The organism is Fodinicurvata fenggangensis DSM 21160, from assembly GCF_000686045.1.
GTDB lineage: Bacteria > Pseudomonadota > Alphaproteobacteria > Kiloniellales > DSM-21159 > Fodinicurvata > Fodinicurvata fenggangensis.
The window spans coordinates 132,466-144,911 of record NZ_JMLV01000009.1 but is presented as its reverse complement, the minus strand read 5'-3'; the positions used below and the strand labels follow the sequence as shown (position 1 = coordinate 144,911).

Here is a 12,446-nt window from a genome sequence, read left to right as displayed (position 1 = left end):
CCATGAAGACATCCAATATCCTGCATCTCGGCATGAAGGAGCTTCGCGGTCTGGCCCGGGATCCTATCCTGCTGATACTGATCTTCTACGCCTTCACGGCCTCGATCTATACTGCGGCCAACGCCATGCCGGAGACCCTCAACCGGGCGCCGATTGCCATAGTCGATGAAGATCACTCACCTGTGTCTTCGCGCATAATCACAGCCTTCTATCCCCCCTATTTCACGATACCGCAGCTGATCTCCCAAGGGGAAATGGACAGCCGAATGGATGCTGGTATCGACAGCTTCGCGCTCGATATACCTCCAAACTTCCAACGTGACCTGCTGGCTGGCAAGTCACCGGCAATCCAGCTCAACATCGATGCAACCCGCATGACCCAGGCCTTCACCGGTGGCGGCTATATTCAATCCATTGTCACCAGTGAGGTCCGGGAGTATCTGTCCGGCTATCGACACACACCGGACGTGCCGGTCGATCTCGCATTGCGCGCGCGCTTCAACCCGCAGCTCGATAAGGGATGGTTCGGATCCATCAACGAAGTGATCTCCACCATTACCATGCTGTCGATCATCCTGACTGGGGCAGCCCTGATCCGCGAGCGCGAGCATGGTACGCTTGAGCACTTGCTGGTCATGCCGGTTACGCCAACCGAGATCATGCTGAGCAAGATCTGGTCGATGGGGCTCGTTGTCCTCTTTGCCGCCAGTATTTCTCTGATACTGATCGTGCAGGGCCTGCTCTCGGTTCCGATTGAGGGCTCTATCCCCCTTTTCCTTTTCGCCACGGCTCTGCATCTTTTTGCTACCACCTGCATGGGTATCTTCCTTGCCACGGTGGCCGGCTCAATGCCTCAGTTCGGCTTGCTGCTGATGCTCGTTCTCTTGCCTCTCCAGGTACTTTCCGGGGGCATGACACCGCGCGAGAGTATGCCGGAGATGATCCAGGCAATCATGCTGGCGGCACCGAACACTCATTTCGTTATCCTGGCCCAGTCCGTTCTCTTCAGAGGGGCGGGGCTGGATGCCGTTTGGCCCCAGCTTGCTGCTCTCCTGGCGATAGGGGGGGTGCTGTTCATGCTTTCCTTGCGACGCTTCAGGGAATTCCTGAAATAGTTCGCAAGGGTGCTTAGCGCTCTCGTCAGTGTGTGGAGCGGTCTGCTTCAAGCGCCTTTCCAGACTGTTTCGCATAGCCTGAAGTGACTTCCTTGGGTCCCAGGCAGGCTGCAACAGCACTGCGGTCCAGCGTTTCCTGCTCTTCCAGTGCCGCAACCAGGCGCTCCACCTTCGGGCGGTGCGCCTGGAGAATCTCCACGGCCAAGGCTTCCGCTTGGGTCAAAATCTGCTGGACCGCCTTGTCGGCAATTGCGGCCGTGGCCTCCGAAAAGCTGCGAGGCTGTGCCATCTCGCGGCCCAGGAAGGGATGCTCATCGCTTTCACGAACATCGACCGGGCCCAACTCGTCCGACATGCCCCAGCGCCCCACCATGGCCCGCGCAAGCCGGGAGGCCATGCGGATATCCTCGTCCGCACCGGAACTGAGGCTCTCCAGGAACACCTTCTCGGACGCACGTCCGGCAAGCATTACAGCCAAACGCTCCTTCAGGTACTCCTCCGGTAGGGTATGCCGCTCCACTTCCGGCAATTGATGCGTCAAGCCGAGGGAGCGGCCGCGCGGTATGATCGTCACCTTGTGTATGGGATCGGCGTGCGGCAGATAATAGGCAACCGCCGTGTGGCCGGATTCATGAACCGCAAGCCGGTGGCGTTCCTCCGGATGAATGGCAAGTGTCCGCAGTGCCCCCATCATGATGCGATCGCGCATTTCCTCGAAATGGCGCGCCTTCACCTCCTTGCGGTTCTCGCGCGCGGCCGCCATGGCGGCCTCATTGACCAGGTTCTTCAGGTCCGCTCCGGAAAACCCCGGTGTTCCGGCGGCGACCTGCTCCAGGTCCACGTCATCGGCCAGGGGCACCCGGCTGCAATGCACCTCCAGGATCGCGACCCGCGCCTTCTGGTCGGGCAGTTCCAAGGTGATATGGCGGTCGAAGCGGCCGGGGCGCAGCAAGGCCGGGTCCAGGACGTCCGGCCGGTTGGTCGCCGCAAGCACCACCACGGCTTCATGCCCCTCGAAGCCATCCATTTCGGCAAGAATCTGATTGAGCGTCTGTTCCCGTTCATCATTGCCACCGCCCATCCCGGTGCCACGTACGCGACCGACGCTGTCCAGCTCATCTATGAAGATGATGCTGGGCGCATGCTTCTTGGCCTCCTCGAAAAGCTTGCGAACCCGTGAGGCCCCCACACCGACGAACATCTCGATGAATTCGGAAGCGGAGGTATGGAAGAAGGGGACCTGGGCTTCGCCCGCAAGCGCGCGCGCCAGCAAGGTTTTCCCCGTGCCCGGCGGGCCCTCCAGAAGAATACCGTGCGGAACTTCCGCACCCAGGCTCTGGTAACGCTCCGGGTTGCGCAGGAATTGCAGCAGCTCCGACACCTCGGCCTTGGCGTTGTCCTGCCCGGCCACATTGGCAAAGCGCACCTTGGGCGCAGTCGCCGGTTCCACCTTGCGGGTGCGCCCTTTCAGGAATCCGCCGGGACCATCCTTGCCCATGCCACCAGGCAAACCACCTGACATGCGACGGATCACGAAGACGTACCAGAACCCGAGGATCAGCACCCACGGCAGCAGCGCCAACAGCCAGTTCGGGATGGCACTCCCCCTGTCGGCGGAAACCTCAACATCCTGTTCATCCAGAAGGGCCATGAGGTTTGGGTCCTCGACAGCGGGAATGCGTGTCCGGAAAGCGCGGGCCATGTCACCGGACGGCATTTCCTGTGGACTCCGGAAGTCCCCCGAGATCGTTTGCTCTCCGATCACGACCGATTCAACATCGCCGGCTTCAAGGTGAGATCTGAAACTCGAGTAGGACAGGTCCGCCGGAAGCGGTTCGCTTTCGGTTTGAAAATAAAGGCTCAAGCCGGCCAGTATGACGAGACCCAGCACAAGCCAGACCATGAGGCTGGCCGGTGTCTTGTTCTGTTGATCACTCATGGGTCCATCCGTCCTGGTTTCATGTAGTAAAAGCCTGCAGGGCATACAGCCCAGTGCGGAGCCGATCCTGCTTTACCAGCCCCACCCCCTTCTGCCAGGGAACTTTTCCACGGTTCCACAGGGCGGGCCTCAGCCTTGCGTGGACACCACGGTCCCGGCACGTTGCTCAAGGATGGCAAGGGCATCGCTCAAGCGGCCAATGCCTGCAAAGCCATCTCCGGCACGGCTAAAGGCCACGGCTGATTCCACCTTGGGCCCCATGGACCCATCCGGCAAAACCAGCGCCTCCGCTTCGTCAGCCGATAGATGACGGATCGCTTCAGCCGTCTCGCTTCCGAAATCACGGTACACTGCATCCACGTCCGTCAGCATCAGGAGGGCATCGGCCTTCAGCCGCTCGGCCAGCAGCGCGCTGGCTGCATCTTTGTCGATTACGGCCTCGATGCCGATCATGGCGCCGTCGGCCCTTTCAATCACGGGAATGCCGCCGCCGCCCGTGCAGATGATCACCACGCCCTGGTCCAGCAGCAGCTGCAATACCCTCAGGTCCGGAATGTCCTTGGGTTTAGGAGAGGGCACGACGCGCCGCCAGTAAGTCCCGTCCTTCGCGATATCCCAATCCCGCTGGTCGGCAAGCTGCTTTGCTTCTTCCTCCGAATAGACGGGGCCCACGAATTTCGTCGGCTTCTTGAAGGCCGGGTCTGCCGGATCGACCAGAACCTGCGTCAAGAGGGTCGCTACCGGACGGTCATGACCCAGTTCGTTCTCGAGTTCCTGCTCGATCAGATAGCCGATCATGCCTTCCGTTTCGGCACCCAGTACGTCCAGCGGATAGAGCTCGTCCGGCTTGTAGGCCGCGCCCTGCAGGGCAAGGAGCCCGACCTGGGGGCCATTGCCGTGCGTGACGACCAGCGCATGCCCTGCGCGTACGATTTCCGCCAGGGAGCGCGCTGCTTCCTGTACGTTCCGGCGCTGATTCTCCGCTGTAAGCGGCTCCCCGCGCTTCAAAAGGGCATTTCCGCCAAGTGCTGCAACGACCAGCATCGCCCCTTCAGCTCCCAAGTGTGGCCACAAGGACCGCCTTGATCGTGTGCAGCCGGTTCTCCGCCTGTTCGAAAACGATCGAGGCTGGACCTTCGAAGACCTCTTCCGTCACCTCCATGGCCTCGATCCCGAAGCTCTCGGCAATTTCCTCTCCCACGCCGGTCTCCGTGTTATGGAATGCCGGCAGGCAGTGCATGAACTTCACGCGTGGATTGCCGCTTTTCGCCATGACTTCGGCATTGACCTGATAGGGCATGAGAAGCTTGATGCGTTCCGCCCACTTCTCCTTTGCCTCCCCCATCGATACCCAGACATCGGTATAGATGAAATCGACGCCATCGACGGCCTTGTCCAAGTCGTCTGTCACCGTGATCCGAGCATCGGTCTCCTTTGCAATGGCCCTGGCCTCTTCTTCGATTTCCTTGTGCGGCCAGCAGCTTTGCGGACCGCAAAGTCGTATATCCATGCCCATCTTTGCCGCCCCGATCATCAGGCTGTCGCCCATGTTGTTGGCGACATCTCCCAGGAATGCGAATGCGACGCGGCGCAAAGGTTTCTCGGAGTGCTCCTGCATGGTCAGGAAATCGGCCAGGATCTGGGTCGGATGGAATTCATCGGTCAGGCCGTTATAGACCGGAACACCCGCATACTGGGCCAGTTCCTCGACAACCTTCTGCCCGAAGCCTCTGTATTCGATGGCATCATAGACCCGGCCAAGGACCCGGGCCGTGTCCTTCACGGTTTCCTTGCGCCCCAAATGGGTTCCGGATGGTCCCAGATAGGTGACCAGCGCTCCCTGGTCATGGGCGGCGACTTCGAAGCCCACCCGCGTGCGGGTGGAATCCTTCTCGAAAATCAGCGCAATCTCCTTGCCCCGGAGTTGTGGGACCTCGGTGCCCGCATATTTCGCAGCCTTGAGATCCGTCGACAGCTTCAGGAGGAAAGCGATCTCCTGCGGCGTGAAATCCCGCAGGGTCAGGAAGTGGCGATTTCTGAGATTGAAGGCCATGGCTTTGTTCCCTCCAGGGTTTATGCAGGATCTCGCATGGTCGGACAGCTCATGCAGCGCCCTCCACCACGCCCGCGCCCCAATTCGGCACCAGGCACCTCCAGCACCTCGATACCTTCGGCGCGCAGCGCCGCGTTGGTATCGTCATTGCGGTCATAGCCGACGACAACACCAGGGCGCAGGGACAGGACATTGTTGCCGTCATTCCACTGCTCGCGCTCGCGCTCGAAGGGATCATTGCCGCCCGTTGGAATCACCCTCAGCGCCTTGTAGCCCATTGCCTCGGCCACGACCTCGAACATGGGGCGCTTGTCATGCCGGATGGACAGCGGGGCGCTGCCCTCGCCCGGCCGCAGGTCAAAGCAGGTCATCTCGTCCGCCACTTCCTTGAAGCTCGTCACGACATCCTCCCCGCAAAAGGTAAAGACCGTGTCGAGATGCATGGCAGCACGGGATTTCGGTATCTGGCAGGCCAGGACGCGCTCGGCCGCGCCCCGAGCAAAAAGCGCCTCGGCCAGCAGGCCAACACCCTGGGGCGATGTGCGCTCGCCCATGCCGATCAGGACCAGGCCATTGCCCACGGGCATGATGTCCCCGCCCTCCAGCGTGGCCAGGCCGTGGTCCTTTTCGGGATCACCCCAGAGAACATCGACCTTGCCGGCGAATTTCGGGTGGAAGCGATAGATTGCCGCCGTCAGTAGGGTCTCGTGGCGGCGGGCCTGCCAGTACATCGGGTTGAGGGTTACGCCTGAATAGATCCAGGCCGAGTTGTCCCGGGTGAAGAGGAAGTTCGGCAAGGGCGGCAGAATGAATCCGTGATGGCCGAGATAGCTTCCGAACATGCCGGTGGGATGAAAAGGCAGATCGGCGACGGACAGGCCGCCGATCAGGTATTCCGCCAGAGCTGGTCCCGAGAGTTCGGCCGCCCAGGCGCGCAACTCCTCCAGCATCCCGACACCGATGAAGTTCGGGGTGATCCTGTGGTCCAGCACCATCTTGCGGGCATCCGAAATATCGAGGGTCTCGCCCAGCAGTCTGTTGACATCCAGGACCTCGACCCCCTCCCGGCGCATGATGTCGGCGAAGACATCATGGTCCTTCTGCGCCTGCTTGACCCAGAAGACATCATCGAAAAGCAGGTCCGCGCAATTCGAGGGCGTCAGGCGGCGGTGCGCCAGTCCCGGTCGGCAGACGACCACCTGCCGCAGTCGACCGGTTTCGGAATGAACGCCAAGAGAAGACTCGGACATGATATCGCTTGCTCCCGGGAGCTATACCACTGTGCCAAGACTGAGCACGGCGGCTATGAAGACCAATAGGATCAGCAAAAGCGGCCAGATGAAGGCAATCCAGCGATCATAGGGCACTCGGCCAATGGCAAGGCCACCGACCACCACCGCAAATGTCGGATTGATCAGGTTCACCAGGCCGTTCGCCGACTGGTAGGCCGTTACGACCAGATCCCGTCCCACGCCCGCAAAATCGGCCAGTGGTGCCAGGATGGGCATCGACAGGACAGCCAGACCGGACGACGAGGGAACGAAGAAACTCATTCCCAGTTCGATCGCGAACATGGTGTTGATGAAGACCACGCTGGAGAGATCGGACAGAGCCTCGGCCGAGGCATGGAGGATGGTGTCGGCAATACGGCCCTGTTCCATGATCACGACGATGCCGCGCGCCAGCCCGATAATCAGGGCCACTCCAAGAAGCTCGCGCGCCCCGTCTATGAACGATCCTGTGAGCTTCTTCTCGCCCAGCCTGGCGATCAATCCCACAAGAATAGCGGAACCAAGGAACAGCGCCCCCATCCGCGCCATCCACCAGCCCTGCGAGGAAACGCCCCAGATCATCACGGCGAAAGTCGCGGCAAAGATCACCAGGATCACCTTCTGCGTGCCGCTAAGTCTGTCTATCGTGTTGGTGTCGGCTTGGCCCCCCAGAAAGATCTTCTCGTGCGCCGACCACTGCCGGGAAACCACCGACCGGCTGCGGTCCGCCTTGACCCTGGTGGCATAGCGCATGACATAGGCGATGCAGATTGCCAGGCCACCCAGCAGAATGATGAAGCGCAGGACGATCCCATCGGTAAAGGGAATTCCGGCGGCATTGGATGCGATAATCGTAGCGAAGGGATTGATCGTGGAACCGAGCACGCCGATCCCCGCTCCGACCAGGATGATGGCCACCCCTGTCACCGCATCGAATCCGGCGCGCAGCACGACCGGAAGCAGGATAATGTAGAAGGCCAGCGTCTCCTCGGCCATGCCATAGGTCGTCCCGCCGGCCGCGAAGAGGCACATCAGGATCGGAATCATCCAGACCTCCCGCCCCTTCATGGCCAGCATGGCCGATCGGATTCCGGTATCAATGGACCCCGTGGCATTCACGACCCCCAGGAACCCACCCAGCATCAGCACGAACAGAGCAACGTCGATGGCGTTGGCGGCATAGCTGTCTGGATCATAGAAGCCGCCAATGGGCGCCAGCAGAACATCGAAGGGCCCCTGCGGGTTCGACTCCACTTCGCTATAGGTATCGGCCACGGCAACTTCCCGGCCGACCTCCTCGTTCATCTCCCGCTCATATTCACCGGCGGGAATGATCCAGGTCAGCGCCGCCACCAGCACAATCAGAAGAAACAGGATCGTATAGGCGGTCGGAAAGCGCGACGCCAATTCCTGGGACGAATCGTCAGGAGGAGTCTGTCCTGGCGAAGCGGGCTTCTGGTCGCTCATTGTGGATCTCCTTGAACGCAATCAGCTGACCCGGTCTAACGGAAGCGCCGAAAAGCCAAAGCCGCCTGTGAAAAGAATCGCAGCGCAGGTACACAGCATCAAAATACAAAATTGAACAGTAGAGAATGCGGCGTATGGTAGCAACCAGAAATTGACATTCTATAATATGTCTTCGCCTTAATATCTCGTTGATTATTCCCGCCCGACTCCGCGCGTCAATGCCGCATCCCGGCGATAACCCACGACGTGGGGTGCAGAAAGGAGTAGGATGTCCACAAAGATATGGATGCTTTAGACAAGGATGGAATCATGGCCGAGCGTGACAAGACGAAAGACGGGGCAAGCGATGGGCTGACGCTTCGGGCGGCAACGTCGGAGGACGGCTCGGATGTGTGGCAGTTGATCCGCGAGAGCGGGCCGCTCGACGAGAATTCGATGTACTGCAACACACTGCAATGCGACCATTTCGGTGAAACCTGTGTGATCGCTGAACTTGACGGCCAGATCGTAGGCTGGGTTTCCGCCTTCATCTTGCCTAGCGATCCCGAAACGCTGTTCATCTGGCAGGTCGCCGTCGATTCCAAGGCCCGCGGCATGGGCGTGGCGCGACGGATGCTGGAGCATCTGCTGGCGCGCGACGTCTGCGCCGACATCAAGCGGCTGCAGACAACGATCACCGCCGACAACGAGGCGAGCTGGGCGCTGTTCAACTCCTTCGCCGACCATATGGACGCCACACTTGAGCGCGAACCTCACTACAAGCGCGACACGCATTTCGAGGGCCGACACGCCACTGAATACATGGTCACGATCAGCGAGATCGAGGCCAACGAAGCCCGCAAAACCGCCACGGAGGATGGCAAGGCCAAGGTCGCCCCTTGATCCGACACATGAGCCCACAGCCTTCAGGAGGCCCAGAATGAACCTTGCCAAGATCGACATTTTCGAGCGCCGCGAATCCATCGTGCGCAGCTATTGCCGCAGCTTTCCGGTTGTCTTCACCAGCGCGCAGAATGCAATCCTGCGCGACAGTGAGGGGCGCGAGTATATCGATTTTCTCGCCGGCTGCTCGGTGCTCAACTACGGTCACAACGACCCAGACATGAAGGCGGCGCTGATCGACCACATCACCGCGGATGGCATTGCCCACGGGCTCGACATGTATACCAGCATGAAGGGCGAGTTCCTGGAGGCCTTCGAGCGTTTGATTCTCAAGCCACGGAAGATGGGCCACAAGGTGATGATGACCGGTCCCACCGGCACCAACGCCGTGGAAGCGGCGTTGAAGCTCGCGCGCAAGGTGACGGGGCGCAGGAACGTCATCGCCTTCACCAACAGTTTTCATGGCATGACGCTGGGGGCGCTGGCTGCGACCGGCAGCGCCGACAAGCGCGCGGGCGGCGGCGTTTCACTGAACGACGTCACGCACATGCCCTTCGAGGGTTCCCTGGGCGAAGGCGTGGATACACTCGCAATCCTGCAGGCGATGCTCGACAATCCCTCCTCGGGCCTGGACGTCCCCGCTGCCTTCATCGTCGAGACGGTACAGGGCGAAGGCGGCTTGAACGCCTGCTCGGCCGAGTGGCTGCAGGGGGTCGAACGGCTGGCGCGCGCCCATGGCGCGCTGCTGATCGTCGACGACATCCAGGCTGGCTGCGGGCGGACCGGGCGCTACTTCTCGTTCGAGGAGATGGGCATCATGCCCGACCTGATTACCCAGGCCAAGTCGTTCTCGGGCTTCGGGCTGCCCTTCGCGGCACTGCTTATCAAGCCCGAGTACGACATCTGGAAGCCGGCCGAGCACAACGGCACCTTCCGCGGCAACACTCATGCCTTCGTCACCGGGCGCGTCGCGCTCGAGAAGTTCTGGGTCGACGACAGCTTCGCATCCGAGACCCGGCGCAAGGGCAACATTCTGAAACAGGGGCTGGAGGCGATCGCAGCGAAACTGCCAGGCGCGCGTACCAAGGGCCGCGGCATGATGCGCGGTATCGACGTGGGTTCTGGCGAACGGGCCGACAGCATCTGCGCGGCCTGCTTCGAACGCGGCCTGGTCATCGAGACCTCGGGCGCCTATGGCGAGGTGGTCAAGGTTCTGGCCCCGCTGACCATTCCGACCGAGCAACTCGAGGCCGGACTCGACATCCTCGACACGGCGGCGGGAACCGTGCGCAGTTGACTGTCTTGTACTCACCCTGCCCCGAAGGGTGGTCCAGCTCAAGCGAGCCCACCCAAGCGAGAAGGAGTCCATAATGGGCACGCACACGATCGAGAAGATCGGTGGCACGACAATGAGCCGTTCGGACGAGTTGGTAGAGTCGCTCTTCATCCGTGGGCGCGAGGGAGAGGCTTTGTATCAGCGTGTTTTCGTCGTTTCGGCCTATGGCGGCATCACCGATCTGCTTTTGGAAAACAAGAAGACCGGCACGCCGGGCGTCTACGGACAATTCGCATCCGAGGACAGCAGTATGGGCTGGAGCGACGCGCTCGACCGGGTCGCCGAGGCGATGGATGAAGTACATGGCCGGCTGCTTGAGCATCCTGGCGACCGCAGTTCAGCCGATAAGTTCGTCCGCGAACGGATTGAAGGTGCGCGCACCTGCCTGTTGGACCTGCAGCGATTGTGCTCCTACGGGCATTTCCGGCTCGACCAGCAGATGATAACGATCCGCGAACTGCTTTCGGGGCTTGGCGAGGCACATTCAGCCTACGTCACGGTGCTGCTGCTGGCCCGGTGCGGCGTCAACTCCCGCCTGATCGACCTGACCGGCTGGCGCGACGAAAGCCAGCCGTCACTGGCCACGCGGCTCGACAACGCCTTCGCCGATGTCGACTTGGCGCGCGAAATGCCCATCGTAACTGGATATGCCCAGTGCAGCGAGGGACTGATGAAGGAATTCGACCGCGGTTATTCCGAAGTCACCTTCGCCCATCTGGCCGCACGCACCGGCGCCCGTGAGGCGGTGATCCACAAGGAATTCCACCTGTCCAGTGCCGATCCCCGCCTGGTGGGCGAGGACCGGGTCATCAAGATCGGCCACACCAACTACGACATGGCCGACCAGCTCTCGAACCTCGGCATGGAGGCAATCCATCCCGCGGCGGCCAAGATCCTTCGGCAGGCCGAAATCCCGCTGCGGGTGGCCAATGCCTTCGACCCCGGCGATTCCGGCACGCTGATCGACTCCGACACCAGCGGCGCGGCGCGGGTCGAGATGGTCACCGGGCTGCCGCTGGTCGCGCTGCAGGTGTTCGAGCAGGACATGGTGGGCGTCAAGGGGTATGACGCTACGATCCTCAAGGCGCTGACGCGCCATGATGTCTGGATCGTCTCCAAGACCTCGAACGCCAACACGATCACCCACTACGTCATAGGCACACTCAAGGCAATGCAGGCGGTGGAGAAGGAAATCCTCTCCGCCTATCCGGCCGCTGTAATACAGGTGCGCAAGGTCGCCCTGGTCAGCGCGGTGGGCAGCAACATGGCCGGACTCCAGGTCGCCCGCCACGGCCTGAATGCATTGGCCAGAGCCGGGGTCGACCCGATCGCGGTGCAGGACACCGGCCGGCATGTAGACGTTCAGTTCATCGTCGGCACCGGCGAAATGACTGAGGCGGTCAAGGCGCTGCACGCCGCACTGATCGAAACCGGCGCTGCCAGAACCCAAAAGAACCGCGTCGCCTGAGCGGTTATTAGAGGTCGAGTGCCTTCCACGGCCGCCCGTTCATGGAGAAGAGCCCAAATTATTGATTCTAACAAAAAATGGCGGAGTCAAGGGACTCTTCCACTTAGTCTCTGATATGCGCAGGAGAATCCCCAACAACTCCCGCCCATTTCTTCGCATTTCGCCATATACGCAGCCCTACGCTGTTCGCAAAGGTGACGGCTAAGAGCGCTGAAGCAAACAGATCACGAAACCCTTCTGTGGGTTTTGCTACAGCCTTAAAGGTTTGCGAAAATAATCCGAGCTGTATTCAAGCGTATTCGTTGGAGCGTGTTCGGTTGCGCAGTATTATGTGCCAAATTATGACCTATGTGCCAATCGCGGGGGCCGATGTCCCATAATCGCCCCCCCCAATTGGACCGCGTCGGCAACAGTGTTCGAGATCATTCCGAACTGACGGACATTCTTGTGCAGAATATCGAGGCGGCCGGTCATCTTCATCCGTATCGACGGTGATTTCGTAATTGATCGAGACCATTATCGGCAGGCAATCCTGCCGATTGCCATGGAGCTTCAGCTCGGCCCCGCATAGCTCGAACTTCAACATCGGAATCACGCGCTCGATGCACTCGATCATGCAGGCCGCTACAGAAGCCAGGAACAATTCGGCGGGCCTGAACAAAGTATTCGAACATCATGCCTGCAGCCACTTCTGGAGCGCGTCCTCCTTCGGCAACCCGCCCGTGTGGACGAGCTTGCCGTCGATCGAGATACCAGGCGTGGAGATCACACCTGCCACGGCTATGGATTTCGGGTCGGTAACCTTCTCGATTTCGACATCGACACCGAGCTTCGCAGCAGCATCCTTGACCATGGCCTCGGTCGTTTCGCAGCGTTTGCAGCCTGGTCCGTAAACCTTGACAGTTTTCATATCAG

Annotated in this window: 10 protein-coding genes; 4 read left to right on the top strand and 6 right to left on the bottom strand. The window is 60.7% G+C overall.

Translation table 11 applies throughout. The annotated features are described in order from the left end of the window. Window positions 1–2: 2 nt before the first annotated feature. Entirely contained in the window at window positions 3–1,115 is a 1,113-nt protein-coding gene (locus BP38_RS0113080) for an ABC transporter permease (protein ID WP_026988088.1), read from the top strand. A gap of 25 nt (window positions 1,116–1,140) precedes the next feature. Here the strand turns inward: BP38_RS0113080 and ftsH are convergent, their stop codons facing one another. The 5 genes from ftsH to BP38_RS0113055 form a co-directional block, all read right to left on the bottom strand. Continuing rightward, window positions 1,141–3,054 carry an ATP-dependent zinc metalloprotease FtsH gene (gene ftsH / locus BP38_RS20665; protein ID WP_081816664.1) on the bottom strand — a complete coding sequence of 638 codons (1,914 nt, stop codon included), beginning with the start codon at window positions 3,052–3,054 and terminating at the stop codon, window positions 1,141–1,143. Between the two features lie 129 nt (window positions 3,055–3,183). Then, the gene (gene arcC, locus BP38_RS0113070) at window positions 3,184–4,098 is read right to left on the bottom strand and encodes a carbamate kinase (RefSeq protein WP_026988087.1); all 915 of its coding nucleotides are present in this window, start codon (window positions 4,096–4,098) and stop codon (window positions 3,184–3,186) included. Window positions 4,099–4,105: 7 nt separating this feature from the next. After that, on the bottom strand, window positions 4,106–5,107 hold the full coding sequence (gene argF, locus BP38_RS0113065) for an ornithine carbamoyltransferase (protein WP_026988086.1): 1,002 nt from the start codon (window positions 5,105–5,107) through the stop codon (window positions 4,106–4,108). A 20-nt stretch (window positions 5,108–5,127) separates the two neighbouring features. Beyond that, window positions 5,128–6,357 (bottom strand): arginine deiminase, encoded by a 1,230-nt coding sequence (locus tag BP38_RS0113060; protein ID WP_026988085.1) that lies wholly within the window; start codon window positions 6,355–6,357, stop codon window positions 5,128–5,130. A gap of 21 nt (window positions 6,358–6,378) precedes the next feature. After that, complete coding sequence (locus BP38_RS0113055) at window positions 6,379–7,845, bottom strand: YfcC family protein (RefSeq protein WP_026988084.1); 1,467 nt, start codon at window positions 7,843–7,845, stop codon at window positions 6,379–6,381. A 309-nt stretch (window positions 7,846–8,154) separates the two neighbouring features. Here BP38_RS0113055 and ectA point away from each other — a divergent pair, with 309 nt between their 5' ends. From ectA to BP38_RS0113040, 3 genes are all read left to right on the top strand, one after another. After that, on the top strand, window positions 8,155–8,727 hold the full coding sequence (ectA, locus tag BP38_RS0113050) for a diaminobutyrate acetyltransferase (protein WP_051609353.1): 573 nt from the start codon (window positions 8,155–8,157) through the stop codon (window positions 8,725–8,727). A 37-nt stretch (window positions 8,728–8,764) separates the two neighbouring features. Beyond that, complete coding sequence (ectB, locus tag BP38_RS0113045; protein WP_026988082.1) at window positions 8,765–10,024, top strand: diaminobutyrate--2-oxoglutarate transaminase; 1,260 nt, start codon at window positions 8,765–8,767, stop codon at window positions 10,022–10,024. 73 nt (window positions 10,025–10,097) lie between these two features. Next, window positions 10,098–11,531, top strand: coding sequence for an aspartate kinase (locus tag BP38_RS0113040; RefSeq protein WP_026988081.1), 1,434 nt, complete (start codon window positions 10,098–10,100; stop codon window positions 11,529–11,531). Between the two features lie 673 nt (window positions 11,532–12,204). Here BP38_RS0113040 and BP38_RS0113035 read toward each other — a convergent pair. Next, complete coding sequence (locus BP38_RS0113035) at window positions 12,205–12,441, bottom strand: thioredoxin family protein (RefSeq protein WP_026988080.1); 237 nt, start codon at window positions 12,439–12,441, stop codon at window positions 12,205–12,207. Between the last annotated feature and the right edge of the window lie 5 nt (window positions 12,442–12,446).

Excerpts from the sequence above, each read along its gene's own strand:
- BP38_RS0113035 (WP_026988080.1), bottom strand. The coding sequence starts at position 12,441 with ATGAAAACTGTCAAGGTTTACGGACCAGGCTGCAAACGCTGCGAAACG.
- arcC (WP_026988087.1), bottom strand. The coding sequence starts at position 4,098 with ATGCTGGTCGTTGCAGCACTTGGCGGAAATGCCCTTTTGAAGCGCGGG.
- BP38_RS0113055 (WP_026988084.1), bottom strand. The coding sequence starts at position 7,845 with ATGAGCGACCAGAAGCCCGCTTCGCCAGGACAGACTCCTCCTGACGAT.
- ftsH (WP_081816664.1), bottom strand. The coding sequence starts at position 3,054 with ATGAGTGATCAACAGAACAAGACACCGGCCAGCCTCATGGTCTGGCTT.
- argF (WP_026988086.1), bottom strand. The coding sequence starts at position 5,107 with ATGGCCTTCAATCTCAGAAATCGCCACTTCCTGACCCTGCGGGATTTC.
- ectA (WP_051609353.1), top strand. The coding sequence starts at position 8,155 with ATGGCCGAGCGTGACAAGACGAAAGACGGGGCAAGCGATGGGCTGACG.
- BP38_RS0113060 (WP_026988085.1), bottom strand. The coding sequence starts at position 6,357 with ATGTCCGAGTCTTCTCTTGGCGTTCATTCCGAAACCGGTCGACTGCGG.
- BP38_RS0113080 (WP_026988088.1), top strand. The coding sequence starts at position 3 with ATGAAGACATCCAATATCCTGCATCTCGGCATGAAGGAGCTTCGCGGT.
- BP38_RS0113040 (WP_026988081.1), top strand. The coding sequence starts at position 10,098 with ATGGGCACGCACACGATCGAGAAGATCGGTGGCACGACAATGAGCCGT.
- ectB (WP_026988082.1), top strand. The coding sequence starts at position 8,765 with ATGAACCTTGCCAAGATCGACATTTTCGAGCGCCGCGAATCCATCGTG.